This is a genomic window from Gordonibacter urolithinfaciens, assembly GCF_900199375.1.
In the GTDB taxonomy this organism is placed as follows: Bacteria; Actinomycetota; Coriobacteriia; order Coriobacteriales; family Eggerthellaceae; genus Gordonibacter; species Gordonibacter urolithinfaciens.
Genome location: NZ_LT900217.1, coordinates 425,009 through 451,657 on the forward strand (window position 1 = coordinate 425,009; position 26,649 = coordinate 451,657).

Sequence of the window (26,649 nt, forward strand, 5' to 3'; positions counted from 1 at the left end):
GCGCTTTCCCGCAATGTCGGCAATCCCGACGAGCGCGAGGAGGACGGTGCCGCCCACCAAGCGAGTTCCGCAGCGAAGCGAGGACTGTTCGAGCGACTGGGCGGCACCGTCCTCCTCGCGCGTCCCGCAGGTCGCTAGCCGCGATACGGCGATAGCGCCAAAGAGGCGTTATGCCCCCCGAAGCCGAGGCTGTTCGACAGCGCCACCTTCTGCGGGTAGTTCGTCTTCGCCTCCGTGACGACGTTGACCGGGCACTCCGGGTCGGCCTCGGCGAAGCCGGCCGTGGGCGGCACGCAGTCGTTCATCACGGACAGGGCGCAGACGATGGCCTCGATGGCGCCGGCGGCGCCCAGCGTGTGGCCCGTCGTGCCCTTCACGGACGTCACCGGCACGGCGCGCCCGGCCTCTTCGCCGACGAGGGCCAGCAGCGCCTTGGACTCGGTGGCGTCGTTGGCGGGCGTGCCGGTGCCGTGGGCGTTCAGGTGTCCCAGGTCCTCCGGCGAGAAGCCGCCCTCCTCGAGCGCCTGGCGCATGGCGCGCACCACGCCCTCGCCGCTGGGCTCGGGGGCCGTCATGTGGTAGGCGTCGCCGGTGGAGCCGAAGCCCGTGATCTCGGCGAGCACCTCGGCGCCCCGGCCGAGCGCATGCTCGAGCGACTCGACGACCACGGCGCCCGCGCCCTCGCCCGCCACGAAGCCGGCGCGGCGCGCGTCGAACGGCAGCGAGGCCTGGGAGGGGTCGTCGGCCTTCGACAGCGCGCCGAGGTTCGAGAACCCGGCCAGGCAGATGGGCGACACGGACTCCTCCGAGCCACCGGCCAGCGCCGCGTCGATGTAGCCGTGGCGGATGTCGCGCACGGCCGCGCCGATGGAGTGCGCTCCGGTGGCGCATGCGGTCACGACGTTCAGGCACTCGCCGCGCAAGCCGTAGCGGATGGAGAGGTTGCCGGCGGCGATGTTGCCGATCATCGTGGGGATGAACAGCGGGCTCACGCGCTTCGGCCCCTTCTCGGCCAACGCGCGGAAGCCGCTCTGCAGCTCGTCGATGCCGCCGATGCCCGTGCCGAACACGCAGGCGATGCGCGTGGTGTCCTCGGCCTCGAGGTCGAGGCCCGACTGCGCCAGCGCCTCGTCGGACGCGACGATGGCGTACTGCACGAAGCGCTCGAACCGGCGCGCCTCCTTCTTCGAGATGCCGTGCTCGCACGGGTCGAAATCGCGCACCTCGGCGGCGATGTGCACGTCGAAGTCGGCCGTATCGAAGCGCGTCACCGGACCGATGCAGCACGCGCGGCCCATGACCGCGTCCCATAGCGCCCCCACGCCCACGCCGGCCGGCGATACCGCGCCCATGCCGGTGATGACCACGCGATGCGTGCCGTCTGCGCGGCGCGTGGCGCCCGTGCTCATGCTGTTCTCGCTCATAGCGACATACCTCCGTCGATGCAGATAACCTGTCCGGTGATGTAGCCGGCCTCCTCGCTCGCCAAAAAGCGCACGAGCTTCGCCACGTCCTCCGGCTCCCCGAGGCGCTTCGAGGCGATGCGGCCGAGGATGGCCTCGCGCTGCTTCTCCGACAGCGCGTCGGTCATGTCCGTGGCGATGAAGCCGGGGGCCACCGCGTTCGCCGTGACGTTGCGCGCGGCCAATTCGCGGGCGATGGACTTCGTGAGGCCGATCACGCCGGCCTTCGAGGCGGCGTAGTTCGCCTGGCCCGCGTTGCCCGCCACGCCCACGACGCTTGACAGGTTGACGATGCGCCCGTAGCGCTGCTTCATCATGCGTTGCGCCGCGGCCTTGCAGCAGTTGAACGTGCCCTTGAGGTTCACGTCGATCACCGCGTCGAAATCCTCTTCCTTCATGCGGGCCAGAAGGCCGTCGCGCGTGATCCCCGCGTTGTTCACGAGCACGTCGACGCGGCCGAACGCTTCGTGGGCGGCATCGACGAGCGCGGCGGCTTCCGCGGCGTCGGCCACGTTGGCGGCCACCGCGATGGCGCGCACGCCGCAGTCGGCCTCGAGGGCGGCGGCGAAGGCGCGGGCCTCGTCGAGGCCGCGCTCGCTCGAGCAGTTCACGCACACGTCGAAGCCCGCGCGCGCGAGCTCCTCGGCCACGGCGCGGCCGATGCCGCGGTTCGAGCCGGTGACGACCGCGCTTCGGCGCGGGGTTTCGGTTTCGTTGGTCATGGGAGAAGGGGCTCCTATTCGGAATCGGGCGCGGCCTGGGCGGCGAGGAGCGCGTCGAAGCTCGCGCGGTCCTGGACGCAGGCGCGCGTCGCGGTTTTGTCGATGCGCTTCACGAGGTTGGCCAGCACGCCGCCGAAGCCCACTTCGACGAACGTGTCGGCGCCGGCTGCTGCGAGCGCGGCCACGCTCGCGTCGAAGCGCACGGGGCTCGTGAGATGGCGCACGAGGCTCTCGCGCGCGTCGGCGGCGGACAGCGGCGCGGCGGTGACGTTGCAGATGAGGGGCACGCGCGGCTCCGAGAACTCGACGTTCTCCAGATAGGCGGCCATCCCCTCGGCAGCCGAGGCCATGAGCGGGCTGTGGAACGCGCCCGACGTGGCCAGGCGCGACGAGCGCTTCCCCGCCGCAGCCCACGCCGCCTCGGCGCGCTCGACGGCCTCCGGCGTGCCCGCCACGACGATCTGCCCCGGGCAGTTGAAGTTCGCCGGCACGAGCACGTCGCCTTCGGCGCACTCGTCGCAGAGGGCCTGCACGGCATCCTCGTCGGCCTTCAGCAGCGCGCTCATCGCGCCGGGATGCGCCGCAGCGGCCTCGGCCATGAGCTCCGAGCGCGCCTTCACGAGCGCGAACGTGGCCTCGTCGGCGAGCATGCCCGACACGGCGAGCGCGCTCACCTGGCCGAGCGAGAAGCCCAGCACCGCCGCCGGCTCAACGCCGCGCGCCATGAGCGCGCGGGCGACGGCCACCGACAGCGCGCACAGCGCCGGCTGGGCGTTGCGCGTGTCGTTGAGCTTTTCGGGTTCGGCGTTGAGCACGAGGTCGGCCACGTCGAAGCCCAGCACGTCGGAGGCGCAGGCGAACGTCGCGCGCACCTCTTCCACAGCGAAGAGATCGGCCCCCATCCCCGGTTTCTGCGAGCCCTGACCCGAGAACATGAACACAGGAGCCCCGGAAGCGATAGCGGAAACCGGTTTCGCATTCGACGTGGAGCCGGGCCGATCGGCGGCGTCCACCAAGCGAGTTCCCCCTTCGGGGACTAGCTTCGCTTCGCTTCGCGTCGCCGCACCCGTGCGAAGCGAGGACTGTCCGAGCGACTGGGCGCCGCCGATCGGCCCTCCCGCAGGTTGAAGTTCGGTCACGTTGCCCCCCCTTAGCGAACGCGCCCACGGCGAGCATTCGATTCCGCCAGGGCCTCCAGGTCGAGTCTGCCGAGGGCCTCGGCCTCATCGATCATCCGAGCGACCGCTTCGGCCGCCGTCGCGCGCTCTCGCACGAGCGCCGCCGACTGGCCCGCCATCATCGTGCCGTTGTCCACGTCGCCCTCGACCGCGCGCTTGAGCGAGCCCACGTACATCGCCTCCAGCTCGTCGCCGTTGGCCGCCACGTCGCCCTCGAGCTTGCGAACGGTGCGGGCGAACTTGTTCTTGAGGCAGCGCACGGGATGCCCGCTGCCGCGACCCGTGACGATGGTGTCTGCGTCCTTCGCCGCGATCACGCGCTCCTTGTACGCGTCGGCGATGGTGCACTCGTCCACCGTGAGGAAGCGGGTGCCCACCTGCACGCCCTCGGCGCCCAGCGCGAAGGCTGCGGCCATGCCGCGCCCGTCGGCGATGCCGCCGGCGGCGATCACGGGGATGGACACGGCGTCGCGCACCGCGGGGATGAGCGCCATCGTGGTGAGCTCGCCGATATGGCCGCCGGCCTCGGTGCCCTCGGCCACCACGGCGTCGGCGCCGAGGCGCTCCATGCGCGCGGCCAGCGCGCTCGAGGCAACCACGGGCACCACCTTGATGCCGGCGTCCTTCCACAGCTGCAGGTAGTTCGCCGGGCTGCCCGCGCCCGTCGTGATGACGTCGACGCGCAGCTTCGCCAGAAGCTCGGCCGTCTCGCCCGCGTTCGGATCCATGAGCATGACGTTCGCGCCGATGGGCTTGTCGGTCATCGAGCGGGCGATGCGCACCTGCTCTTCCACCCACTCAAGCGGCGCGCCGCCGCACGCGATGATGCCGAGGCCGCCGGCCTCGCTCACCGCGCCAGCCAGGCTCGCGTCGGCGATGCGCGCCATCGCGCCCTGCACGACGGGCACCTCGATGCCCAGCAGTTCCGTAATCCTCGTTTTCATGCCCATGCTCCCTTTCCTCGAACCGCCCGAGCCCGCCGGGCGAACATTGCGAACGAGCCGCATTGCGCAGGGCCCGTCAAGCAAGCGGGCCCCGTGATGGGGCCCGGTCAACGCGCCTTTACAGCGAGTCGATGTGCGCGACCAGCTGGCCCACCGTCTCGATGCCCTCGGGCTCGCCGAACTCGACGTCGCACTTCTCCTCGAGGTCGCAGATGAGCTCGACCATGTCGAGCGAGTCAATGCCGAGCGACTCGAGCGTGGCCTCCTCGGTGATCTTGTCGGCCTCGAGATCGAGGTTCTCCACGAGCACTTCCTTGACGGTGTCGATGGTAGCCATGGGGTATCCTTTCGCGTTCAGATTAGTTTGATAATCAAAGTATTTCCGCAGAGGTAATGATACGGACCCGCTCGCCCCGCGGCAAGCCCCGCGGCAAGCCCTCCACGATTTCTGCGCGTCGCAGGCGTCGTGCGGCCGACGTCCCCGCTCGGGAAAAGGGAGGTTCGCGAAACGACGGGCTCGAGGTCACCGTTTTGGCCCCGGTGAAGCCCTACGACAGATTGTCGGAACGCGGCGCGATCATCGACCTGCGCAAACGCAGCTACCGAGACCGCCCGAACCGCGAAAGCACCTCCCGCGGCCGCGAAAACGCTTCACAGCGGCCAAGACGGTGACCTCGGGGGTTCTTTTCCGCGATGGATCTTTCATTGCTCCGCGCACCGCATGCGCCCGCATCGCGCGCGCCCTCGCCCGATGCCCACACGCCTCACCGCCCCTGCCCTACGCCTGGGAGTCGAAAAACGCCTTCACCTTGCAAAGCGCCTCGGCGAACACGCGTTCCTCCTCCTCGGAAAGATCGGCCAGCGCCTCGTCGATCATCTGGTGGTGGAACAGGTTGTGGGCGCGCAGCACCTGCCGGCCCTTCTTGGTGAGCGACACGAGCACCTTGCGCCGGTCGTCCTCGGCGCGCGTGCGCTCCACGAAGCCCTTGCTCGCCAGCTTGCCCACCGCCGTGGTCAGCGTGGCCAGCGTCACGTTCAGGCGAGCCGCGACCACGTTCATCGGATTGCGCTCGTGCAGGCCGATGGCCACGATGGTGTGCACCTCGGTGATGGTGAGCCCGTGCGTCAGGCGGTTGTCGAGCGACTGCTCCTCGATCCGCAGGATGGAGTTGAACGTGCCGGACAGCAGATCGTCGATCTCCTCGCGCCGCTTGGACACGGCATCGGCATCCCCGGAGGAACCGTCCATTGCCCCTCCTTCCTTCCCAATTGTCGTTTCCGTTCCCAGCATCATACCGCAATTGGTTAGATGATCAAAGTATTCGTGCCCGCCACCGGAAGCCGAGGCGCCTCCAGGCCTTGCCGCCCACACGCCTGCCTCATGCCGCACCCGCATCATCCGCCTCGTCGTCCAAAGCATCACCGCATCCTGCCACGTCGGCAGGACCGCCGGCGTCGTCGGTCCAGCCGCCCTTCCCCGGCGCGTCCAGCACCGGCACGAAGCGACGTGCGAACGTTCCGGCGCCCTTGCTCTTCAGGTAGCGGTACCCGATGACGGAGAACGACAACGCGCCGACGAAGTTCACCAGCAGGTCCTCCATCGTGTCGACCAGCCCCACGTCCAGGTACCCGCCCAAGCCCAGGTCCTGCCCGTTCACCACCACGGTCTGGATACCGTCGATGCTAAACGGCCGCTGCAGCCCCTCGGGGTCCAGCAGCACGCTCGCGATCCCGTCCAGCACGGTGTCCTTCTGCATGTCCAGCCCGAACACCCAGTCCATGCCGAACTCGAAAAACTCCCACAGCACGCCGATGGTCATGGAGAAGCAGAACGCCACCACGGCGCAGAAGAACGGCGACAACGAGAACGCGATGCGGTCGGAGCGGTTCAAGATGGACACGAGCGCCAGCCCGATGGCCGCCGCCAGAAATCCGTTGAACGTGTGCAGCAGCGTGTCCCAAAAGGGGAAGAGGGTGTAGAAGTGGAACAGCTCGCCCAGTATCTCGGCCGCGAAGATGAACAGCGCGATGACCACCTCGAGCGTCTCGGGGATGGTGATGCTGAAGCTCGCCTCGATGAACGGGGGCACCAGGAACAACACGAGCGTGAGCAGGCACAGGAAGAACGCCTCGTAGTTGCCGAACACGAGCGCGCCCACTGCGCAGGCCAGCACGATGAGGCGCAGCACGACGAAGAGCGCGAGCGCCTTCTTGCTGCGGCGCATGACGCGCCCCATGGCCTGCGCCTTCTCGCGTACCCGCCCCATCTTCCTCCTTTGCCCCCCTGGCGCCGCGCTCAGCGCCCGCCTTCGCGCGCCGGGCGGAAGTCGAGCCGGCCGGCGCGCGGGTCGGCCGCCGCAAGGATGACGGGCAGGCGCTGCCCCAGCCGGTAGACCGTGCCCGTGTCCTCCCCCGTCAGGCGGTGCAGCACCGGGTCGAACGCGAAGTACTCGCGGCCCAGGCTCTTCATCGGCACAAGGCCCTCCGCCGTGTTCTCCAGCCGCACGTACACGCCGTAGCTCGTCACGCCCGACACGACGGCCGGGAACGCCTGGCCCACCGAACGTTCCATATACTCCACGATCTTGAGCTCCTGCGACTCGCGCGCCGCCTTCTCGGCCACGCGCTCCATGTTCGAGGAGTGCTCGGCTATCCACGGCAGCGCCGCCACCTCCTGGTCGAAGCGCTCGGGGCGGCGCGTCAGCTGCGCCTTGAGCATGCGATGCACCACGAGGTCGGGATAGCGCCTGATGGGGCTCGTGAAGTGCGTGTACGCCCCGCTGGCCAGCCCGTAGTGCGGCTCGCAGGCGGGGCGGTACACGGCGCGCTTCATGGAGCGCAGCACGAGCGTTGACACGAGCTCGCCCTCGGGGCGCCCCGCGCTCGCCTCGAGCACCTGGCCGAGCACATGCGGGTCGCCGGCCACGAGCCGGTTCTGGTCGATGCCGCCGAACCAGGCGAACTCCTGGAACACCGGCACAAGCGCGGCCAGGCTGTCGGGAGAGGGCTTGTCGTGCACGCGGAAGATGCCGGGGAACCGGGCATCGCGCAGGTGGCGCGCCACCGTCTCGTTCGCCAGGATCATGGCCTCCTCCACAAGCGACGTCGCATCCGTCTTGCGGCGCAGGTCGATGCCCACAGGATGCCCTTCCGCATCCAAGCGCACCTTCGCCTCCACCGTGGCGAAGTCCAACCCGCCGGCCGCCTCGCGAGCCGCCGCGCGCCTCCTCGCCAAGCACGAGAGCCTCGCGAGCCGGCTTGTGAGGGCATCGTCCCCCGACGCGTCGACGTCGCGGCCCGCCGCCTCCTCCAGCAAGGCCTGCGCCTCGTCGTAGGTCAACCGTGCATCCGAGCGGATGAGCGCCGGATACAGCTCGTAGCCCACGAGTCGCGCGTCGTTGTCCAGGTACAGGTCGGCCGTCATCGTGCGGCGCACCTCGCCGGGCTTGAGCGAGCACAGATCGCCCGACAGCTCTTCGGGCAGCATGGGTATCACGCGGTCGGCCAAGTACACGCTCGTCGCCCGCCGTCGCGCATCCAAGTCGATCGACGAGTTCCACGGCACGTAATGCGACACGTCCGCGATATGAACCCCCAGCCGCCAGCGCGCCGCCGCTAGCGCGCGCCCATCCACTGCCCGCACGCTGCGGGGCATCCCGTCGTTCGCCAGAACGACGGGATGCAACGACAAGGCGTCATCGAAGTCGCGGGCGTCGGCGGGGTCGATGGTGAGCGTGAAGCGCTCCCGCAGGTCGCGGTAGCCCTCGGCGAGCGCGCCCGCCTCGTCCAGCACGGCGGCACGCGCCTCGGCGAGCGCGCCGTCCGAGAACGCCGTCTCCAGCTTGTGGCGCGCCACGATGAGGTCCACGCCCACCCCCTCGTCGCCCGTCCGCCCGATGACCTCCTCCACCACGCCGGTTGCTGCGGTGTGGCGCGTGGGGAACGCGGTGATGCGAACGCGCACGAGCGAGCCGTCCGGCACGTCCGGATGGTCGGAGCGCATGGTGAAGATGTCGTAGGGTATGCGCGCATCCTCGGGCACCACCACGCCGAAGGGCTCGGCCACCTCGTAGCGGCCCACAAGCGTGTCGTGCGCGCGGTCGACGACGCGCAGCACCCGCGCGGCCGGCTGGTCGCCAGGGCGGGCAGCACCCTGATGCGGCTGGCGCGCGACGCCCTTGCCGCCCGTGGGCGGCAGCGGCGCCACCTCCACCAGGTCGCCGTCGAAGGCGCCGGCCATCTTCGACGCGGGAATGAAGTAGGCGCCCTCGGCCGTCTGCACGAAGCCGAAGCCGCCGCCGTGGACGGTCAGCACGCCGCGCGGGTTGCTGCGGGGGCTGCGTCGCGTATGCGACCGCTTGCGCGCCATGGCGCTACTCCCGCGCGAGCGACTGGGCGGTTTCCAGGGCCAGGCTTCTCTGGTTGTCGCTGCCGGCCTCGCCGCCGAGGCCCACCGACACGTCGGGCGTCACGCCCACGTCGTTGATGGTCCGCCCCTGGGGGGTGAGGTAGTAGGCCGCCGTGTAGCGCAGCGCGCCGCCGAAGCTCAGGTCGCGCACCACCTGCACGGAGCCTTTGCCCAGCGTGGAAGCGCCCACGAGCGTGGCGCGCTGGTTCTCCTGCAGCGCCGCCGCCAGCACCTCGGCCGCGGCAGCCGTGTTCTCGTTCACCAGCACCACGAGCGGCTTGTCCGTCGCCACGTTGCCCGTGGCGGACTTCACGCTCTTGCCGTCCTTCGTCTCGATTTGCACGATGGAGCCGCTCTTCACGAACAGGCTGGCCAGGTCCACGGCCTGCGTGAGGTAGCCGCCCGGGTTGTCGCGGATGTCGAGCACGAACGAGAGCGCCCCTTGGGAGCCCAGGTCCGCGAGCGCCTGCTTCACGAGGTCGGCCGACGTCTGCGTCAGCTGCCGCACCTTGAGGTAGCCCACGGTGCCCTCGAGGCTCGTCGTGACGTTCTTCACATCGTACTTCGAGCAGGCCAGCGTCGTGGTGAACTCCTCCCCGCCCTCGGCCTCGAGCGTGGCCGGACGCCGCCACGTGACCACGACGGTGTCGCCCTCGGCACGGTCGAGCGAGGCCGTGACCTCGTTCATCGACCACTCTTGGCCGCGGTCGCCGTCGATGGCCACCACGAAGTCGCCCTGGCGCACGCCTGCCGCCTGGGCCACGGAGCCGTCGAACACGTCCACGACGTACGCCAGCCCGTTGTACTCCGAGAACAGCACGCCCACGCCCGCATAGCTGCCCGAGCTGTCGTGCATGAGCGAGGAGTAGCGCGCCGGATCGTAGTAGCGCAGGTAGGCGTCCTCGGTCGTGTCGGCGAACGCATCGAGCACGCTCATGGTGGCCGCGTCCAAGTCGTAGGAGTCCAACGAGTCGTTGGCGAGCGCGTCCTCCACCTCGGCAACGCGCGCCGACAGCGCATTGTAGGTGTTCTTGTCCTTCGAGGCCGCCGTGCCGGCCGTGGAGTCGCCGCTCTCGAGCAGCGCCGTGAAGCCGAGCGACTCGAGCAGCGCGTCGTTGCTGCGCACGGCGAAGCCGGCCACGAAGGCCGTGCACAGTATCACGACGAACGCGAACGCCCGCATGAGGCGCAGGTTGCGGAGCCGCGCCTTGCGCGCGGACGCCGCAACCTGCTTGTTGTCGCCATGCTTGGCCATAAGGGGCCGCCCCGAGCGCCCGCTACACCTTCAGGTAGCGGCGCATGGCCAGAGCCGAGCCCAGCAGGCCTATGAGCAGGCCCGCGACGACGAGCGCGGCATAGATGAGCAGGAACATGTTAAGGCTCACGTCGAACGACAGGAACGGCAGCGCGCCCTGCAGCTTCGGCAGCGCCGTGTTGCGCAAGAGCTCCAGCACGCCCACTGCCAGAAGCGAGCCGATGAGCGCATGCAGCGCGCCCTCCATGAGGAAGGGCCCGCGGATGAACCCGTTCGACGCGCCCACGAGCCGCATGATGGCGATCTCCTTGCGTCGCGCCAGGATGGCCAGGCGGATGGTGTTGTTGATGAACACCATGGCGATGAAGATGAGCAGGGCGATGAGCGCGATGCCGATGTAGCGCACGTAGTTGGTGAGCGTGAACAGCTTCTCCACCGTCTGCTGGCCGTACTTGAGCGACTCGGACTTCGTCTCGCCGTCCCGGATCTGCTGGTAGGTGGGGTTGTCCCAGATCGAGCCGGCCACCTGCTCGACCAGCTGCGGGTCGGACAGCTCCACGTCGATGGACGCGGGCAGCGGGTTCTGGCCGTCGAGCGCGTCGATGATGTCGGTGGTGTTCGAGGAGCGGAAGTTCTCGAGCGCCTGTTCCTTGTCCGTGAAGGTCACCGACGCCACGCCCTCGAGGCCGCGGACGTAGTCCTCCACCTTGTCGATATCGGCCTGCGAGGCGTCGTCGGCAACGTACGCCGCGATGGACACCTCGTTCTCCACGCCCGACACCACGTTCTCTATGACGAGGCCGCCCACGAGGAACACGCCGATGATCATAAGCGACAGGAAGATGGTGACGATAGAGCCGAGCGTCGTCGAGAGGTTGCGCGTGAAGCCCTTGAGCGACTCGCGTATGAAGTAAGCGAAACTAGACATCGAAGCCGTACACCCCCCGGTCCTGGTCGCGGGTGAGGTGCCCGCGGTCGAGCGCGATGACGCGCCGGCGCATGTTGTCCACCATCTCGCGGTCGTGCGTGGCCACGAGCACCGTGGTGCCCGTGCGGTTGATGCGCTCGAGCAGGTCCATGATGCCGCGCGACGTCTGCGGGTCGAGGTTGCCGGTGGGCTCGTCGCACACGAGCAGCGGCGGGCGGTTCACGATGGCGCGCGCGATGGACACGCGCTGCTGCTCGCCGCCGGAGAGCTGGTCGGGGCGCTTGTTGAGCTTGTCCTGCAAACCCACCAGGCGCAGCACCTCGGGCACCTGCGTCTTGATGACGTGGCGGCTCTTGCCGATGACCTCGAGCGCGAACGCCACGTTCTCGAACACGGTCTTGTTCGGCAGGAGCTTGAAGTCCTGGAACACGCACCCGATGTTGCGGCGCAAATACGGCACGCGCCAGTTGCGCATGGTGGTCAGGTCCTCGTCGGCCACGTAGATATGGCCCTGCGTCGGCTTCACCTCGCGGATGAGCATGCGGATGAACGTGGACTTGCCGGAGCCGGAATGGCCCACGAGGAAGATGAACTCGCCCGCGTAGATCTGCAGGGATATGTCGTTGAGCGCCGGCTTGTTGGGCTGCGCGGGGTAGACTTTCGTCACGTGGTCGAAGGTGATGACCGGCGTGCCCGTCTGCTGGGGAATGTCGTCGACCTCCAAGACGGGCAGCGACGCCGAGAGCTGCGATGCCGTCTGGCGCGCAGGCGCCGGCGCCGCATGGGCGCCGCCGCGCCGGGCTTGGCGCGCAGGAACCCCTTGGCTGGTATCGTTCGTCACAGAATGCTCCGTTCGAATAGTGATGTACTGAGACGGCTCGATTCTATCAGACTTGCTTTCGGGCCATAACCTTCTTCACAGCTTCGACAATCGCCCTCGCGTCCAGGTTGAAGTACGCCATCAGCTCGTCGAACTCGCCCGATTTGCCGAAGGCGTCGCGCATGCCCACGAACTCCGCCGGTGCCGGACGGGTGCGCGCCAGCGTCTCGGCCACGGCCGAGCCGAGGCCCCCCATCACGCTGTGCTCCTCGGCAACCACGGCGCAGCCCGTCTTGCCCACGGAGGCGAGGATCGTCTCCTCGTCGAGCGGCTTCACGGAGAACGCGTCGATGACTTCGGCTTCGATACCCTCCGCGGCCAGCAGCTCGGCCGCCTTGAGCGCCTGCTCCACCTCCACGCCGCAGGCGACGATCGTGGCGTCGGCGCCCTCGCGCAGCACGTAGGCGCGGCCGAGCTCCAGCTCCACGTCGTCGGCGTAGACGCACGGCACGCTCGCGCGGCCCATGCGCACGTACACCGGGCCGGGCGTGGCGGCGGCCAGGCGCAGCGCGGCGCGGGCGGCGGCGTAGTCGGCCGGCACGAGCACGCGCATGTTCGGCAGGCCCCGCATGAGCGACACGTCCTCGAGCATCTGGTGGCTGCCGCCGTCGGGGCCCACCGAGATGCCGGCGTGCGTGGGGGCGATCTTCACGTCCAGGTTGCTGTAGCACACCGTGTTGCGGATCTGGTCGTAGGCGCGCCCCGTGCCGAACACGGCGAAGGAGCCGGTGAAGGCCACGTGCCCCGTGATGGCCAGGCCCGCCGCCACGTCCACCATGTTCTGCTCGGCGATGCCGCAGTTGAACAGGCGGTCGGCGAAACCGGCGTCGGCCAGCTTCTTCGTGGTCGTGGACCCCGTGAGGTCGGCATCCACCGCCACGACGGGCACGCCCTCGGACGCGAGCTCGGCGAGCGTCGCCCCGTAGGCCGCGCGCGTGGCCTTCTTCTGCTGGGCCTGGGCCCCGTCTGCAAGCTTAACCACGGATCGACTCCTTCCCCACGCCGCCCTCGAGCGCGGCGAGCGCCTCGGCGGCCTGTTCGGCATTCGGGGCCTTCCCGTGCCAACCCGCCTCGTTTTCCATGAACGGCACGCCCTTGCCCTTGACGGTGCGGGCGATGACCGCATGCGGCCTGCCGTCGCGACCGGCCTTCGCAGCCCCGAGCACCGCTACGAGGGCGTCCAGGTCGTGGCCGTCGACCTCCGCCACGTCCCAGCCGAACGCCGCGAACTTCGCGCCCAGGTCGCCGGGGTCGCACACGTCGCAGGTGCGCCCGTCGATCTGCAGGCCGTTGCGGTCGACGACGGCCACGAGGTTGTCCAGCTGCCGGTGCGCCGCGAACATGGCGGCCTCCCACACCTGGCCCTCCTGGCACTCGCCGTCGCCCAGCAGCGCGAACACCGTCTGGGGGGCGCCGTCCAGCTTCAGGCCGGCCGCGGCCCCCGCCGCGACGGACAGCCCCTGTCCGAGCGAGCCCGTGGACACCTCCACGCCGGGCACCTGGTTCGAGTCCGGATGTCCTTGCAGCCGGCTGCCCAGCTTGCGCAGCGTGGCCAGCTCCTCGCGCGGGAAGTAGCCCGCCTGGGCGAGCACGGCGTAAAGCGCCGGTGCCGCGTGCCCCTTGGCCAGGATGAAGCGGTCGCGCCCCTCCCACTGCGGGTTGAGCGGGTCGTGCTCCAGCACGCCGCCGAAGTACAGCGCCGCGAGTATGTCGGCGCATGATAACGACCCGCCGGGATGCCCGCTCCCCGCCTCCGCGATCATGCGCACGATGTCGGCGCGCATGTCGTTAGCACGCCGTTCAAGCTCGGTCATACCGGTTCCTTCCATTATTGGGACACCCTCCATTTATGGTAGCCTATCACGAACTCCTCCAGGTCGCCGTCGAGGACGGCATCCACGTTGCCGGTCTCCACGCCGCTGCGCACGTCCTTCACCATCTGGTAGGGATAGAGCACGTAGTTGCGGATCTGGCTGCCGAACGTGTTGTCCATGCGGTCGCCGCGCAGCTCGGCCAGCTCCTCCTGGCGCTTCTGCTCCTCGCGCTCGTAGAGCTTCGCCTTGAGCACGCGGAACGCCGCCTCCTTGTTCTGGAGCTGGGACTTCTCGTTCTGGCACGTCACCACGATGTTCGTGGGGAGGTGCGTGAGGCGCACGGCCGAGTCGGTGGTGTTCACGCACTGGCCGCCGGGGCCGCTCGAGCGGTACACGTCCACGCGCACGTCGGCGGGGTTGAGGTCCACCTCGATGTCGTCGGGCAGCACCGGCAGCACCTCCACTCCCGCGAACGTGGTGTGGCGGCGCTTCTTGTCGTCGGTGGGGCTGATGCGCACGAGGCGGTGCACGCCGTTCTCGCTCTTCAGCATGCCGAACGCGTTGCGGCCCTCGATCTGGATGGTGGCCTTGTCGAGGCCTATGCCCTCGCCGGGCACCACGTCGAGGATAGTGACCTTCCAGTCCTTCTTCTCGGCATAGCGCACGTACATGCGGTAGAGCATGTCGGTCCAGTCCTGCGCCTCGAGGCCGCCGGATCCGGGGTTCACCGTGAGGATGGCGTCGCCGCCGTCGAAGCGCTCCGAGAACCACGAGGTGATCTCCAGCGCGTCGAGCAGGCCGGACAGGCGCGCGAGGGCGTCGTCGGCCTCCGCGGCGAAGGCCTCGTCCTCCCCCGCCAGCTCGAGCGCCGCGCGGGCGTCGTCCAGCAGCGCCGCGGCCTCGTCGTACTCGCGGATGGTCTCGCGCAGGTTCGAGGCCTGCTTCGAGACGCCCTGCGCATGCGCCGCATCGTCCCAGAACCCGGGCGCGGCTATCTCCTCGTCGAGCCTTGCCAGCTCGGCCGTCTTGTCGTCGATGTGCAGGAAGCCGCGCGCGTCGGCCACGCGCGCCGCCATCTGCTCGATATCGTGTTCGCTGTCTGCCATGTTCGTCCTACTGGTTCGCGCCGTGGCACTTCTTGAACTTCTTGCCCGAGCCGCAGGGGCACGGGTCGTTGCGGCCCACGTTCGCGAAGGGGTCGTCCTTGTCCTTCTCGAACGTCTGCGGCTTCGCGGCCGCCGGCTTCGGTGGCGGCGCGGACTGGCCGCCAGGCGCGGCGGCGGGCGCCTGGCGGCGTGCGGCGGCCACGCCCGTCTGCTCGAGCGCCTGCTCGGGCGACGAGTAGCTCACCTTGCCGTCGAGCGGGCTCTTCTCCTCGGCGAGCTGCGGGGCCTGCTGCACGGCAACCTGCAGGCGCAGCAGCGTGCGCAGGTAGTCCTCGTACATGGACGACGTGAGGTTCTGGAAGGCGTTGTAGGCCTCGTTCTTGTACTCGACGAGCGGGTCGCGCTGGCCGAACGCGCGCAGCCCGATGCCGGACTTGAGGTAGTCCATCTCCTGGAGGTGGGCCATCCAGCGCGTGTCGATGATGCGGAGCATGACCTGGCTCTCAAGCATCTTCATGACCGGCTCGCCCAGCTGCTCGGCCTTCTCGGCGTACACGCCGTCCAGGTACTCCACGAGCGCGTCGGCCAGAAGGCCGGGATCGTCCTCGTGGTCGACGTCGGCCACCTTGAAGTCGTCGCGGCCCGTCATGTTGGCGGCCCACGTCTCCACGGGCCTCACATCCCAGTCGTCGGAAGGCGCCTTGTCGGGGCAGTTCTCCGCGACCACGGCCTCGGCCGCGTCGCGCACGATCTCGGGGATGCGCTCGGAGAGGTCCTTGCCGTCCAAGATGGCGTTGCGCTCGCCGTAGATGGCGGCGCGCTGCAGGTTCATGACGTCGTCGTACTCGAGCACGTTCTTGCGGGCTGAGAAGTGCATGCTCTCCACCTGGCGCTGCGCGCTCTCGATGGCCTTCGACACCATGCCGGCCTGGATGGGCATGTCGTCGGGCATGTCGGTCTTCTCCATCATGCGCCCGATGGAGTCCATGCGGTTGCCGCCGAACAGGCGCATGAGGTCGTCCTCGAGCGACAGGTAGAACTGCGTGGTGCCCGGGTCTCCCTGGCGTCCGGCGCGGCCGCGCAGCTGGTTGTCGATACGGCGCGACTCGTGGCGCTCGGTGCCGATGACGGTGAGGCCGCCGGCGGCTATGACCTGGTCGTGCTCGGCGGCGCACACGCGCTTCGCCTCGGCGAGCGCCGCGGCGCGCTGCTCCTCGGTGGGCGCGGGGGCCGCAGCCTCGTCGCCCTCGGCCGCCACGTCCTCCGGGCTGCGGTCGGGGTCGAGCCCCTGCGCGCGCAGGGCGTCCTCGGCCATGACGTCGGGGTTGCCGCCGAGCAGGATGTCGGTGCCGCGGCCGGCCATGTTCGTGGCGATGGTCACGGCGCCCACGCGGCCGGCCTGCGCGATGATGTGCGCCTCGCGCTCGTGGTTCTTCGCGTTGAGCGTCTCGTGCTTGATGCCGCGCTTGTCCAAGAGGCGCGAGAGCTTCTCGGAGCTCTCGATGGACACCGTGCCGATGAGGCAGGGCTGGCCCTTGGCGTTGCGCGCGGCCACGTCGTCGGCCACGGCGTTGAACTTCGCCTCCACCGTGCGGTAGATGAGGTCGTCCTCGTCCTTTCGCGCGACGGGGCGGTTCGGCGGGATGGCCACGACCGGCAGCTTGTAGATCTCGCGGAACTCGGCGTCCTCGGTCATGGCCGTGCCGGTCATGCCGGAGAGCTTCTCGTAGAGGCGGAAGTAGTTCTGCAGCGTGATGGTGGCCAGCGTCTGGTTCTCCTCGCGCACGAGCACGCGCTCCTTGGCCTCCACGGCCTGGTGCAGGCCCTCCGACCAGCGGCGGCCCTCCATGATGCGGCCGGTGAACTCGTCGACGATCTTCACCTCGCCGTCCACCACCACGTAGTCCACGTCGCGGTGGAACAGGAACTGCGCCTTGAGCGCCTGCTGCAGGTGGTTCGCCAGCTGGCCCGACGGGTCGGCGTAGATGTCGTCGATGCCGAGCATGGCCTCGATCTTCTCCAGGCCGCCCTCGGTGGCGTTGATGGTCTTCTTCGCCTCGTCCATGTCGAAGTCCACCTCGGGGACGAGGCCGGGCATGACGCGCGCGAACTTGTTGTACGTCTCGGCCGCCTGCGTGCCGGCGCCCGAGATGATGAGCGGGGTGCGGGCCTCGTCGATGAGGATGGAGTCCACCTCGTCGACGATGGCGAAGTGGTGGCCGCGCTGCACGCGGGCCTCCGCGCGCGTGACCATGTTGTCGCGCAGGTAGTCGAAGCCGAACTCGGAGTTGGTGCCGTAGGTGACCTCGGCCCGGTAGGCGGGGATCTTCTTGTCGGGGCGCATGCCGTTCTGGATGAGGCCCACGTCCATGCCCAGGAAGCGGTAGATCTGGCCCATCCACTCGCTGTCGCGGCGGGCCAGGTAGTCGTTCACGGTGACGATGTGCACGTTGGTGCCGTTGAGCGCGTTCAGGTAGCCGGCCAGCGTGGACACGAGCGTCTTGCCCTCGCCGGTCTTCATCTCGGCGATCTGCCCGTCGTTGAGCGCCATGCCGCCGATGAGCTGCACGTCGAAGTGGCGCAGGCCGAGCGTGCGCACGGACGCCTCGCGCACGGCGGCGAACGCCTCGGGCAGCAGGCTCTTCAGGTCCTCGCCGTTGTCGGCGCGCTCGCGGAAGGCGGCGGTGAGGGCGGCAAGCTCGGCGTCGGACTTCGCCTGCATCCCGCCTTCGAGGGCGTTGACCTTCTGCGCGAGCGCCTCGTAGTTCTTCAACTGCTTGCCCTCGCCGAGCGTCAGCAGCCTGGATAGGAATCCTGCCATGTGATGCGCCGTCCTTTTCTTGGCTTTGAACAGTACCTGCTACTCTAGCATAACGCGCCTGGCCTCAAAGGAAATCCACAGTGGCCGCAAGGCGCTGCCGGCGGTCGACCGCCTAAGCGGCGGCCGCACGGGCGACGCCCCCCGTGCGGCCTGCCGCCTCGAAGAGAAGCGGCACGGACCCCGCAAGCTCAGCGGTGATCGGCGCTCCCTAGCCCTCGGTCCCCTGCCCGGCATCGGGCATGGCGCCTTCCGCCTGGCCGCCGCCGTTTCCGCCCTTGTCCTTCCGCAGGGACCTCGGGAGCGGGATGGCGGCGCCCAGGGCGGCGGCCAGGAACATGACCACGACGCCCTTGACGGGGAAGCACAGGAACAGCAGCAGCACGGCCATGAGGGGCTGGCGCATGACGGCGCCCACGAGGGCGGCCGTGCAGGCGCAGAGGCAGAACACCGGGTCGGTGCCGGTGAGGGCGGCCATGCCGTAGCCTATCGACACGCCCGCGAAGATGACGGGGAAGAAATGCCCGCCGCGCCAGCCGAAGCGGATGCACAGCGGCGTTACCATGACCTTCGCGAAGCCGGTGGCCAGAAGCGCGAGCGCGCCCATGGAGGCCCATACCTCGCCCAGCTGCTCGGCCTGCACCTCGCCGGCGAACATGGTGAACGGCAGCAGGATGCCGAGCACGGCCAGCACGAGCCCGGCGATGAGCGCCTTCGCCACGGGACGGTCGCCCATCTTTCCCGCCGCGCGCTCGAACAGGCCGTCGAACACGCAGAAGAGCCATCCCGCCGCCGCGCCCACGAACGCGAGCGGCAAAAGCCAGGCGAGCTCCGCCGTGCCGACGTGGATGTCGGTGAAGCGCGGCAGCGACATGCCGCCGCCGAACAGCGCTCCCAGCCCCATGAACGCGGCGAGCGCGCCCGCGATGGCGCAGAAGTACACGACGATCTTCGAGTTCTTCGGCAGCGTGATGGTGGCCGCCCCCTTGGGACCGTCCCCGTTCTCGCCGCCGTCCTTCCCGTCGCCGTAGAGCGGCGCCGCGAACCCGAACAGGGGGGCGGTGAAGATGGCCGAGAGCGCCGCCATGGTGCCCACGGACGTGAGCTGCTGGAAGTCGGCGCCGAAGCGCTTCATGCGGTCGCCCACCCAGGTGCAGATGCCCGCTACGGCGCCGGTGAGACCCGCCTCGGGGCCGATGGAGCCGCCGAAGAACAACGGCAGCAGCGCGGCGATGGACATGACCCCCAGCTTGTCGTAGTCGTAGCGTCCGTCGCGCTTCACCTTCGCCATGACAGTGTCCAGGTCCTCGGGGTAGGGCCCGAAGCGCTTGGCGAAGAGGCCGACGACAAGGCCGCCTACGAGGCAGGCGGCCAAGGGGAAGTAGATGCCGAAGCGGGCCCCCACGCTGTCCCAGACAAACGAGATGCCCAGGTTCATGACGAACAGGAGCGCCCAGACGAACGCGCCGGCCACGGATCCGGTCACCACGACCGAGAGGACGAACAACGTGCGGTTCGCGAGCTTGGCGAGCCTCATGCGCGCCCCCTACCGGCCGGCGATCAGGTCGCGGGCCGCCGGCAGGCCGCATGCGCCCTCGGCTTGGCGCACGGCGTTCACGATGGCGCCCTGCATGGCCTCGCAGGCCAGCACCGATACCGCGTCGGGCAGCGCCTCCACCTCGCCGGACGCGAACGCGAACACGGTATCGCCGTCGTTCAGGGTGTGCACGGGCTTGATGGCGCGGGCGTAGGCGTCGTGCACGGTCGAGGCGGTCTTGCTCGCCTGGGCCTTCGTGAGCCGCGCGTTCGTGAGCACGACGCCGATGGTGGTGTTGGCGCAGGGCCCGCCGGCGGCGGGAGCCGTCCCGTCGCCGGCCGCCGCCATCGCCCCGAACGCGGCGAGCGGGTCCATGACGCGTCCCTCGTCGTCGCGGCAGCCGGCGATCCACGCGCCGTCCCCGTCGCGCACGTTGCCGAGCGCGTTCACGGCCACGATGGCCACCACCGCCAGCTCGCCGAGGGCGAGCCCGCAGGTCCCCAGGCCCGACTTCATGGCGCGCTCGCCACCCAGGAGCTTCCCCACCGTGGCGCCGCAGCCGGCGCCCACGTTTCCCTCGGCCAGCGGCTCTTCCGCCGTGCGCGCGAACGCCGCGGCGCAGGCCTCGGCGCCCATGGCGGCATCCGGGTGGGCGCTCTCCCCCACTAGCAGGTCGAAGAGGCAGGCCCCCACCACGATGGGCACGCGCGCGCCCTCGACGGGAAAGCCGATGCCGCGCGCCGCGAGCTCGTCCATGACGCCGGTGGAGGCGGCCAGCCCGAAGGCGCTGCCGCCGGCGAGCACCACGGCGTGCACGGCCTCGATCATGTTCTCGGGGCGCAACAGGTCGGTCTCGCGGGTGGCAGGGCCGCCGCCGCGCACGTCCACGCCGCATACCGCCCCCTCGGGCGCCACGACCACCGTGCATCCGGTGGCGGCTTCGGGGTTTTGGGCGTGCCCGCAGAGGAAGGCGGGCAGGTCGGCGAGGGAGGCGGTTCGGAACATGGTTCTCTCCTTGCTCGGATCGGGCGGCAGGGGCAGGCTGTAGCCATTGTACACCGCCCGCCGCGCCCGGCGGACGGTCGGTCGGGCGTTGTTCGCATCCCGAAAGGCCGTTTGCGTAACGCGGCGAACGAATGTCCGGTCTTGCTAAATGCTGACCTCGCCGCTATGATGATCGAATCCAACCGGGCCGATGCGCTGCCTCCGCGAGAGGAGCGTTTCCCTATGACCGGATTCCTGAAGCAATCGTCCTGCAAGGGCCATCGGCCCAACCATCTGGCATCGCGCCGCCATTACCCGCGCCCCGACCTCATCGCTCGCCTGCTGCGCGAGCGCCATGTGGCGCGCTTCCTGGTGGCGCCCGAGGGCTTCGGCAAGACGGGGCTCGCCATGGAGTACGCCGACGTGGTGTTCTCGTTCGACCACGTGTTCTGGATCAACGGGAAGAGCCCCTGCTTCCTACGCGACCTCGACCGGGGCATTATCTCGTCCTCGCTGACGGCGGCGGACGCCTCATCGTTCCTCGCGGTGGTGGAGGACGTGCCGCCCCTCGATGCGACCCGGGCCGCCGCGCTCTCCGGCGTGTTCGACGAGCTGCTGGGGCGCGGATGCGAGGTGCTGGCCACGTGCGCGCCCTCATGCGACGCCTACGGGCCGTTGCAGCACGACCGCTTGAAGCTCTCCGCCGCCGACCTGCTGCTCTCCGACGCCGAGCTGGACGCCGCCCGCCCCGCCGACGATCGGGCTTCCCGCCCGGCGGCAGCCGTCCCGCCGGCCGAGCGCGTGCCCGGTTTGGTGTGGGGGCCTCTCGGCGGGGAGGGCTCCTTCCTGGAGGGCGCCTTGCGCGAGGAGCTGCCGGCCGACATGCTGCTGGCCATGGCCACCATGCTCGTGCTGGGCCGGGGCTCCCTGTCCGACGTCGAGGCGTTCGGCCCGTGCGGCGAGGACCTGGCGGCGCTTATGGCGACGGGCTACCCCTACCTGGGCATCGATCGGCGATGCGACCGTTTCGAGACGCCTTGCTTCCCCGTGGAGGCCGTGGCGGGGGCGGTCGGGAGCAGGTTGGACGTCCTGGCCGCGCGCTCGCACCTTGCCAACCGCGATGCGCTCGCCGGGCGCTGGGCCGACGTGCTGCTGTCCCGCGCCCAGGGAGAGCGTGCCTGCGGCCTTGTGGGGGCGCTGTGCTCGCGCGGTGCGCGGGCGGCGTGGCTCGCGGAACGATCGCGCGCGCTCGCGCGGCAGGTGTGCATGCTGCCGGCCCATCGGCTGTACGCTTCGCTCGGCCCGTCGACCCCCTCCGGGAACTCCCTGCTCGAGCTGGGGGAGGTCCTGCGGCTCGTCGTGCTCGGAGACCGTGCCGCAGCCCTTGCCCCTGCGCGGCGCATCGCCTTCGACCTGGGGGCGCCCGCCGGCGTCCGCGCCCTTGCGGCGCTCGTGGTCGTGCGGGAGGGAAAGGGACCCGTGAGCAAGCGGGCCCGAGAGGAGCTCGCGCGGCTCGCCGGTCCCGGCGATGCGCCCGACGTCGTGGCGGCGGGCGGAGGCGGCGCGGCGCGGCCCGACCCCGCTTTCTGGCGCCCGCTCGCGCAGGCGCAACTTGCCCTGCTCGACGACCCCGCCTGGCTCGTGCACGGTGCCGCCGCGGTCGACGGGAGCGGGGCTCTCGAGGCTGACGGGGACGCCCTCGCCATCGCGGCGGCCTGGGCGCTTGCGGAGGTGGCCGAGGGCCGCGAGGGCGTGGGCGCCGAGGGGGCCGAGCAGGGTGCCGCGGCCTTGGGCCGCATCGACCGGTACGTCCGCATGCGCCTCGCCGAACTGGAAGAGCCCGGGGGCGACCTCTTCGCCGCTGCGGCCGGCCTCGCTCTCGAACGCGTCCGCGAGAGGGGCCTTCTCCCCTCCTCCCCTCCGCTGCGCGCCGCCGAGGCCCTCGCGCTGCACCGCGCCGAGATGGAGCTGTTCTCCCAGCGCCGCGCCTTCGAGCGCTCTGCCCGCGAGAGCGCCGAGCGCCGGGCGGAGCGTGCGGCCACGCATCCCGATGCGTACCTCGACGGGCGCTACCTGCCCGAGGAGGGCCGCGCGCCCACCTTGGTGCCCCTGCTCACCGTCAACCTGTTCGGCGGGTTGGACGTGCGCATCGGCGACACCCCGGTCGATCCGGGCCGCTTTCGCCGCCAGAAGGTGAAGACGCTGCTGGCGCTGCTCGTGCTGAACCGGGGCCGCGAGTTCCCGCGCGACCGCCTCGTGGGCATCATGTGGCCCGAGAGCGAGGTGGACTCGGCTCGCAAGAACTTCTACTCGGTATGGTCGCATCTGCGCCGCGCGCTCTCGGGACCGTCGGGCGCTTGCCCCTACCTCGTGCGCCAGCAGAACGGCTGCCGGTTGGACGAGCGCCTGATCGTCACGGATGTCGCGCGGTTCGACGCCGTATGCCGCATGCTGCTGTTCGGCCAGCCCGGAGCCGACGGATGGGCCCAGCTCTATGCGGAGATCGACGAGGCGTTCGCCGACGACCTCATGCCGAGCGAGCAGGACAACGAGTTCGTCATGCAGGCGCGCAAGGACCGCCGCATGCAGCTCGTGGACGCGCTGGTGGCAGCCGCCGAGCGCCTCGTCGCGGCGGACGACGCGCAGGAGGGGCTGTGGTTCGCCCGCGCCGCGCTGCGCCGCGACCGTACTCGCGAGGACGCGTACACGGCCCTCATGCGCGCCCAGATCGCGGCCGGGCAGCGCACGGCCGCCCTCGAGACGTACTTCGAGTGCCGCCGCTTCCTGACCACCGAGTTGGGTATCGACCCGTCGCTGGCCACCATGGAGCTCTACCGCAGCATCATCGAGACGGAGGAGCCGCTGGACTGATGCGCGCGCGGCACCGCCCTTGTACAACAGGATGGTTACAAGGATTGAAAGGTGCTTTCATGGTATAGAAATTATATCGATAAGGGGTTATAATGGAATTCGAATATGACCCGCAGAAAAGCGCGCGGAATCTCGCGAAGCACGGAATAGGCTTCGGCGAGGCGCAGAGGTTGTGGGATGACGAACGCTGCATCGAGCTGGCCTCGCCGTTCAGCTCGGAAGACCGCTACTTGGTGATCGGAATGATCGGCGACAAACATTGGACCGCGATCGTGACGTACCGGTCGGCTGCGGTGCGCATCATCTCGGTCCGCCGCTCAAGGAAGAAGGAGGCTGCGTGCTATGACGAAGCGAATCGACGCTGAAGAGCTCGACCGTCTGTTCGACGAGGGGAAGGAGGACATCCTCCAGTATTTCGATACCGAGCATCCCCGGATAGCTGGAACCGAGACCCGGCGCGTGAACGTGGACTTCCCCGCCTGGGTGGTGGAGGCGCTCGACCGCGAGGCGCGGCGCATCGGCATCGGCCGCCAGGCCGTCATAAAGACATGGATCGCCGAGCGCCTCGACGAGGAAGCATCCCGCCGCAGCGCCTAAGAGGCTGCGGGGCCTTCCTTCCAAGAGGGGGAAGGCCCCGCCCCTCGGCGAGGCTCGGTCCGGGGCTTAAGGTACCAGCCCCGCTACTCCCTGCCCAGGAGCTTGGCGATGCGGTCGGAGTATTCGAGCTCGGTGAGCCCCGCCTCCTCGGCCAGGTCGATGACCGGGGCGTCGTTCCACAGGGCCTCCAGACGGTAGTACTCGCGGGTCTCCGGCTGGAACACGTGCACCACGATGTCGCCGTAGTCCAGAAGCGACCACGTGCCGTCCTGCGTGCCCTCGCGGTGCAGCGGCTTGCAGCCGCCCTGCACGCGCTCGGCCTCCTCGATCTCGTCGACGATGGCCTCCACCTGGCGGTTGTTCGCCGCCGTGGCGATGACGAAGTAGTCCGTCACGCCGATGAGGTCGCGCACCTCCTGCACCATGATGTCGGTGGCCTTCTTCTCGTCGGCCGCGCGCGCCGCGATGAGGGCGCGCTCCCGCGAGGTCTTCTCTTCCATCTTCTTCGGTTCGCTCACGCTGTTCCTTTCCTCCCTTTTCGTTCGTCCGCCGCGTCGTGCGAGCGGGCGAGGTAGTAGTTCCATATCTCGATGCTCTGCGGATGGATCCGCTTGCGCCGCTCCACCAGGCTCAGGAACACGTGCCTGAACGTTGCCAGGTACAACTCCTCGAGCGGCACCCGACCTACAAGCGCGCGGATATCGTCGAGCCCCGCGTAGTCGCGCCCCGGCTCGAGGGCATCGGCCACGTAGACCACCATGTCGAGGCCGGTCATCCCCACCGCGCCGGCCGTGTGCCGCGCGATGGCCTGCACCACATCGCGCGGAAGGCATGGGAATGCGCGGGCGAGCGCCGCCGCGGCCGTGGGGCCGTGCAGCAGCCAGGGCATCTCCTCGAACACGTAGGGATCCACCGCCAGGCCCAGCTCCTCCACGCGGACGCGGATGCCGGCATCGTCGTAAGCCTTGTCCCAGTCGTGCAAAAGCCCCGCCAGCCGCGCCTTGCGCTCGTCCACGCCGTAGGTGCGTGCCAGGCGCGCGGCCGTGCCCGCCACGCCGAGCGTGTGCTCGAACCGGCGGCGCCCCAAGCGCTCGCGCAGGTCGCGCTCGCGCGCCTCGAGGAACGCGTCCGACAGCGCATCGGCGCAGCAGGCTGCCTCGTCCTCCCCGCTCATCGGCACACCCCCTCCCCGGCCTCCGGGGCGTACAGGCCGTGCGCGGCGATGTAGTCCAATACGCGCTGCATCACGAGGTAGCGGATCGAGCGACCTGCACGTACCCGCGCGCGCAGGTCGCTCGACGACACGGCCAGCGCCGTTACCTCGAGGTACGTCACGTCGAAGCGGCCGTGCTCCTCGATCTCGCGCTTCCGCTCGGCCGTGAGCGCGTAGCCCGGCCGCGTGACGGCGATGAGGCGCGCCAAGTCGGCGATGGCGGCGCTCTCCCGCCACTGCACGATGTGCGCCACGGCATCGGCCCCCGTGATGAAGAACAGCTCCACGTTTCCCGGGTAGTGGCCGCGCAGCTCGCGCAGCGTGTCCACCGTGTACGTGTCGCCGCCGCGCTCGATCTCCATCGCGCTCACGCAGAACGCCGGGTTGCTCGCCACGGCGAGGCGGCACATGGCCAGGCGGTCGGCCGCCGGCGTGACGGCGCGGTCCTTCTTGAACACGGGGTTGCCGGCCGGCACGAACACGACGGCGTCCAGCCCGAAGGCCTCGCGCGCCTGCTCGGCCGTGGCCAAATGCCCGATATGGATGGGGTCGAACGTGCCACCCATGATGCCGAGGCGGGCCGGAGCGCCGTCCTCCCCCAGGTCGTCGAACCGCTCGCAGACAACTGCCACTACGCGCGCACCTGCCCGTCGCCGCGCAGCACGTACTTGTACGACGTGAGCGCCTCGAGCGCAAACGGCCCGCGGGCGTGGAGCTTCTGCGTGGAGATGCCGATCTCGGCACCCAGGCCGAACTGGCCGCCGTCGGTGAACGCCGTGGAGGCGTTCGCGTACACGGCGGCCGCATCGACACGCGCGAGGAACGCCTCGATGGCCGCGGCGCCCGCCGGGTCGGCCGGGTCGGCCACGATGGCCTCGGAATGCTTCGTGCCGTAGCGGTTCACATGGTCCACGGCCTCGTCCACGCCGGAAACGCACCTCACGGCCAGCTCGGGCGCCAGGTACTCGGTCTCCCAGTCGTCCTCGGTCGCCGGCTCGGCCTCGATGCCGTGCGCCGCCGCCACGGCGCGGGCGCGCTCGTCGGCGTGCAGGACCACGCCCTGCTCGCGCAGGTCGGCCAGCACGGCGGGCAGGAGCGCCTCGGCCGCCGCCTCGTCCACGAGCAGCGTCTCGGCCGCGTTGCACACCCCGTAGCGGCGGCACTTCGCGTTCACCACGATGGCGCGGGCCCGCTCGAGGTCGGCGCTCCCGTGCAGGTACACGTGGCAGTTGCCCGTGCCCGTTTCGATGACCGGCACCTTCGACGTCTCCACGCAGTGGCGGATGAGCCCCGCGCCGCCGCGCGGGATGAGCACGTCCACCGTCCCATGCAGCCCCATGAGCTCGTCGGCCGCCGCGCGGTCGGTGGAGGCAACGAGGCCGATGCACCCCTGCGGCATGCCGGCTCCCTCGGCGGCGTCGGCGAGCACGCGGGCCACCGCCTCGTTCGAGCGGGCCGCCATGCTCCCGCCGCGCAGCACCGCCGCATTGCCGGACTTCAGGCAGATGCCCGCCGCGTCGGCCGTCACGTTGGGGCGCGCCTCGTACACCACGGCCACCACGCCGAGCGGCACGCTCACGCGCTCGAGCCCGATGCCGCTCTCGAGCGTGCGCGCGTCCTGCACCCGGCCGAGCGGGTCGGGCAGCACGGCCAGGTCCTCGAGCGCGGCCGCCATGCCCTCGATGCGTCCCTCGTCGAGCATAAGGCGGTCCACCAGGCTCTCCTTCGTGCCCGCCGCGCGCGCGGCCGCCACATCCTCCGCGTTCGCCGCGACGATCTCCGCCGCATGCGCGCGCAAGGCCGCCGCCATGGCCGCCAGCGCCGCGTTGCGCTCCCCGGCGCTCGTCTGCGCCAGCGCCCCGCTCGCGGCCCTCGCCGACTCGGCGATGCGCCGCACCTCCTCGCGCATGGTTTCGTCACCCATGCGATCT

24 protein-coding genes are annotated in these 26,649 nt (G+C 69.9%); 3 read left to right on the forward strand and 21 right to left on the reverse strand.

The genetic code is table 11. The features are described 5' to 3' along the window. Positions 1–134: 134 nt before the first annotated feature. From fabF to BN3560_RS01990, 17 genes are all read right to left on the reverse strand, one after another. Positions 135–1,424: a beta-ketoacyl-ACP synthase II gene (fabF, locus tag BN3560_RS01910; protein WP_096226828.1), complete on the reverse strand. Its 1,290-nt coding sequence runs from the start codon at positions 1,422–1,424 to the stop codon at positions 135–137. Continuing rightward, positions 1,421–2,185, reverse strand: a complete 765-nt coding sequence (fabG, locus tag BN3560_RS01915) for a 3-oxoacyl-[acyl-carrier-protein] reductase (RefSeq protein WP_096226829.1) — start codon at positions 2,183–2,185, stop codon at positions 1,421–1,423. Before fabG ends, fabF begins: the two co-directional genes overlap by 4 nt. Positions 2,186–2,199: 14 nt before the next feature. Continuing rightward, the gene (gene fabD, locus BN3560_RS01920; protein WP_096228550.1) at positions 2,200–3,120 is read right to left on the reverse strand and encodes an ACP S-malonyltransferase; all 921 of its coding nucleotides are present in this window, start codon (positions 3,118–3,120) and stop codon (positions 2,200–2,202) included. Between the two features lie 215 nt (positions 3,121–3,335). Further along, the gene (locus BN3560_RS01925) at positions 3,336–4,313 is read right to left on the reverse strand and encodes a nitronate monooxygenase (RefSeq protein ID WP_096226830.1); all 978 of its coding nucleotides are present in this window, start codon (positions 4,311–4,313) and stop codon (positions 3,336–3,338) included. 112 nt (positions 4,314–4,425) lie between these two features. After that, the gene (locus BN3560_RS01930; RefSeq protein ID WP_015539843.1) at positions 4,426–4,644 is read right to left on the reverse strand and encodes an acyl carrier protein; all 219 of its coding nucleotides are present in this window, start codon (positions 4,642–4,644) and stop codon (positions 4,426–4,428) included. 441 nt (positions 4,645–5,085) lie between these two features. Continuing rightward, the gene (locus BN3560_RS01935; RefSeq protein WP_096226831.1) at positions 5,086–5,556 is read right to left on the reverse strand and encodes a MarR family winged helix-turn-helix transcriptional regulator; all 471 of its coding nucleotides are present in this window, start codon (positions 5,554–5,556) and stop codon (positions 5,086–5,088) included. A 130-nt stretch (positions 5,557–5,686) separates the two neighbouring features. Further along, on the reverse strand, positions 5,687–6,574 hold the full coding sequence (locus BN3560_RS01940) for a hypothetical protein (protein WP_227115296.1): 888 nt from the start codon (positions 6,572–6,574) through the stop codon (positions 5,687–5,689). Positions 6,575–6,603: 29 nt separating this feature from the next. Then, a complete protein-coding gene (gene rnr, locus BN3560_RS01945) occupies positions 6,604–8,676 on the reverse strand; it encodes a ribonuclease R (protein WP_096226832.1) in 2,073 nt (690 codons plus the stop codon). A gap of 4 nt (positions 8,677–8,680) precedes the next feature. After that, positions 8,681–9,970: a S41 family peptidase gene (locus BN3560_RS01950; RefSeq protein ID WP_096226833.1), complete on the reverse strand. Its 1,290-nt coding sequence runs from the start codon at positions 9,968–9,970 to the stop codon at positions 8,681–8,683. A 22-nt stretch (positions 9,971–9,992) separates the two neighbouring features. Further along, positions 9,993–10,898, reverse strand: a complete 906-nt coding sequence (ftsX, locus tag BN3560_RS01955) for a permease-like cell division protein FtsX (protein WP_096226834.1) — start codon at positions 10,896–10,898, stop codon at positions 9,993–9,995. Continuing rightward, positions 10,891–11,739 carry a cell division ATP-binding protein FtsE gene (gene ftsE, locus BN3560_RS01960; RefSeq protein WP_087190817.1) on the reverse strand — a complete coding sequence of 283 codons (849 nt, stop codon included), beginning with the start codon at positions 11,737–11,739 and terminating at the stop codon, positions 10,891–10,893. Before ftsE ends, ftsX begins: the two co-directional genes overlap by 8 nt. Before the next feature lie 46 nt (positions 11,740–11,785). Then, the gene (locus tag BN3560_RS01965) at positions 11,786–12,760 is read right to left on the reverse strand and encodes a transketolase family protein (protein ID WP_096226835.1); all 975 of its coding nucleotides are present in this window, start codon (positions 12,758–12,760) and stop codon (positions 11,786–11,788) included. Then, entirely contained in the window at positions 12,753–13,592 is an 840-nt protein-coding gene (locus BN3560_RS01970; RefSeq protein WP_096226836.1) for a transketolase, read from the reverse strand. The genes BN3560_RS01965 and BN3560_RS01970 overlap by 8 nt, the downstream gene beginning before the upstream one ends. 14 nt (positions 13,593–13,606) lie before the next feature. Next, a complete protein-coding gene (gene prfB / locus BN3560_RS01975) occupies positions 13,607–14,698 on the reverse strand; it encodes a peptide chain release factor 2 (protein WP_087190814.1) in 1,092 nt (363 codons plus the stop codon). A 7-nt stretch (positions 14,699–14,705) separates the two neighbouring features. After that, entirely contained in the window at positions 14,706–17,519 is a 2,814-nt protein-coding gene (gene secA, locus BN3560_RS01980; RefSeq protein WP_096226837.1) for a preprotein translocase subunit SecA, read from the reverse strand. 208 nt (positions 17,520–17,727) lie between these two features. Next, the gene (locus BN3560_RS01985) at positions 17,728–19,053 is read right to left on the reverse strand and encodes a chloride channel protein (RefSeq protein WP_096226838.1); all 1,326 of its coding nucleotides are present in this window, start codon (positions 19,051–19,053) and stop codon (positions 17,728–17,730) included. A gap of 9 nt (positions 19,054–19,062) precedes the next feature. After that, positions 19,063–20,058, reverse strand: coding sequence for a P1 family peptidase (locus BN3560_RS01990; RefSeq protein WP_096226839.1), 996 nt, complete (start codon positions 20,056–20,058; stop codon positions 19,063–19,065). A 222-nt stretch (positions 20,059–20,280) separates the two neighbouring features. Here BN3560_RS01990 and BN3560_RS01995 point away from each other — a divergent pair, with 222 nt between their 5' ends. From BN3560_RS01995 to brnA, 3 genes are all read left to right on the forward strand, one after another. Next, positions 20,281–22,908: an AfsR/SARP family transcriptional regulator gene (locus tag BN3560_RS01995; protein ID WP_096226840.1), complete on the forward strand. Its 2,628-nt coding sequence runs from the start codon at positions 20,281–20,283 to the stop codon at positions 22,906–22,908. Between the two features lie 92 nt (positions 22,909–23,000). Continuing rightward, positions 23,001–23,273, forward strand: a complete 273-nt coding sequence (locus BN3560_RS02000) for a BrnT family toxin (RefSeq protein WP_096226841.1) — start codon at positions 23,001–23,003, stop codon at positions 23,271–23,273. Beyond that, positions 23,251–23,505, forward strand: coding sequence for a type II toxin-antitoxin system BrnA family antitoxin (brnA, locus tag BN3560_RS02005; RefSeq protein ID WP_087190808.1), 255 nt, complete (start codon positions 23,251–23,253; stop codon positions 23,503–23,505). Before BN3560_RS02000 ends, brnA begins: the two co-directional genes overlap by 23 nt. 83 nt (positions 23,506–23,588) lie before the next feature. Here the strand turns inward: brnA and rsfS are convergent, their stop codons facing one another. From rsfS to BN3560_RS02025, 4 genes are read right to left on the reverse strand one after another with little or no spacing between them, the layout of a single operon-like run. After that, positions 23,589–24,005 (reverse strand): ribosome silencing factor, encoded by a 417-nt coding sequence (rsfS, locus tag BN3560_RS02010; protein ID WP_096228551.1) that lies wholly within the window; start codon positions 24,003–24,005, stop codon positions 23,589–23,591. A gap of 14 nt (positions 24,006–24,019) precedes the next feature. Further along, entirely contained in the window at positions 24,020–24,679 is a 660-nt protein-coding gene (yqeK, locus tag BN3560_RS02015) for a bis(5'-nucleosyl)-tetraphosphatase (symmetrical) YqeK (RefSeq protein WP_096226842.1), read from the reverse strand. Beyond that, on the reverse strand, positions 24,676–25,350 hold the full coding sequence (gene nadD / locus BN3560_RS02020) for a nicotinate-nucleotide adenylyltransferase (RefSeq protein WP_096226843.1): 675 nt from the start codon (positions 25,348–25,350) through the stop codon (positions 24,676–24,678). The genes yqeK and nadD overlap by 4 nt, the downstream gene beginning before the upstream one ends. Then, on the reverse strand, positions 25,350–26,642 hold the full coding sequence (locus tag BN3560_RS02025; RefSeq protein ID WP_096226844.1) for a glutamate-5-semialdehyde dehydrogenase: 1,293 nt from the start codon (positions 26,640–26,642) through the stop codon (positions 25,350–25,352). The genes nadD and BN3560_RS02025 overlap by 1 nt, the downstream gene beginning before the upstream one ends. Positions 26,643–26,649: the final 7 nt, after the last annotated feature.

What these genes read in the sequence shown, in the direction of transcription:
- fabF (WP_096226828.1), bottom strand. Translation starts at nt 1,424, where the DNA reads ATGAGCGAGAACAGCATGAGCACGGGCGCCACGCGCCGCGCAGACGGC.
- fabG (WP_096226829.1), bottom strand. Translation starts at nt 2,185, where the DNA reads ATGACCAACGAAACCGAAACCCCGCGCCGAAGCGCGGTCGTCACCGGC.
- fabD (WP_096228550.1), bottom strand. Translation starts at nt 3,120, where the DNA reads ATGTTCTCGGGTCAGGGCTCGCAGAAACCGGGGATGGGGGCCGATCTC.
- BN3560_RS01925 (WP_096226830.1), bottom strand. Translation starts at nt 4,313, where the DNA reads ATGGGCATGAAAACGAGGATTACGGAACTGCTGGGCATCGAGGTGCCC.
- BN3560_RS01930 (WP_015539843.1), bottom strand. Translation starts at nt 4,644, where the DNA reads ATGGCTACCATCGACACCGTCAAGGAAGTGCTCGTGGAGAACCTCGAT.
- BN3560_RS01935 (WP_096226831.1), bottom strand. Translation starts at nt 5,556, where the DNA reads ATGGACGGTTCCTCCGGGGATGCCGATGCCGTGTCCAAGCGGCGCGAG.
- BN3560_RS01940 (WP_227115296.1), bottom strand. Translation starts at nt 6,574, where the DNA reads ATGGGGCGGGTACGCGAGAAGGCGCAGGCCATGGGGCGCGTCATGCGC.
- rnr (WP_096226832.1), bottom strand. Translation starts at nt 8,676, where the DNA reads ATGGCGCGCAAGCGGTCGCATACGCGACGCAGCCCCCGCAGCAACCCG.
- BN3560_RS01950 (WP_096226833.1), bottom strand. Translation starts at nt 9,970, where the DNA reads ATGGCCAAGCATGGCGACAACAAGCAGGTTGCGGCGTCCGCGCGCAAG.
- ftsX (WP_096226834.1), bottom strand. Translation starts at nt 10,898, where the DNA reads ATGTCTAGTTTCGCTTACTTCATACGCGAGTCGCTCAAGGGCTTCACG.
- BN3560_RS01970 (WP_096226836.1), bottom strand. Translation starts at nt 13,592, where the DNA reads ATGACCGAGCTTGAACGGCGTGCTAACGACATGCGCGCCGACATCGTG.
- prfB (WP_087190814.1), bottom strand. Translation starts at nt 14,698, where the DNA reads ATGGCAGACAGCGAACACGATATCGAGCAGATGGCGGCGCGCGTGGCC.
- secA (WP_096226837.1), bottom strand. Translation starts at nt 17,519, where the DNA reads ATGGCAGGATTCCTATCCAGGCTGCTGACGCTCGGCGAGGGCAAGCAG.
- BN3560_RS01985 (WP_096226838.1), bottom strand. Translation starts at nt 19,053, where the DNA reads ATGAGGCTCGCCAAGCTCGCGAACCGCACGTTGTTCGTCCTCTCGGTC.
- BN3560_RS01990 (WP_096226839.1), bottom strand. Translation starts at nt 20,058, where the DNA reads ATGTTCCGAACCGCCTCCCTCGCCGACCTGCCCGCCTTCCTCTGCGGG.
- BN3560_RS01995 (WP_096226840.1), top strand. Translation starts at nt 20,281, where the DNA reads ATGACCGGATTCCTGAAGCAATCGTCCTGCAAGGGCCATCGGCCCAAC.
- BN3560_RS02000 (WP_096226841.1), top strand. Translation starts at nt 23,001, where the DNA reads ATGGAATTCGAATATGACCCGCAGAAAAGCGCGCGGAATCTCGCGAAG.
- brnA (WP_087190808.1), top strand. Translation starts at nt 23,251, where the DNA reads ATGACGAAGCGAATCGACGCTGAAGAGCTCGACCGTCTGTTCGACGAG.
- rsfS (WP_096228551.1), bottom strand. Translation starts at nt 24,005, where the DNA reads ATGGAAGAGAAGACCTCGCGGGAGCGCGCCCTCATCGCGGCGCGCGCG.
- yqeK (WP_096226842.1), bottom strand. Translation starts at nt 24,679, where the DNA reads ATGAGCGGGGAGGACGAGGCAGCCTGCTGCGCCGATGCGCTGTCGGAC.
- BN3560_RS02025 (WP_096226844.1), bottom strand. Translation starts at nt 26,642, where the DNA reads ATGGGTGACGAAACCATGCGCGAGGAGGTGCGGCGCATCGCCGAGTCG.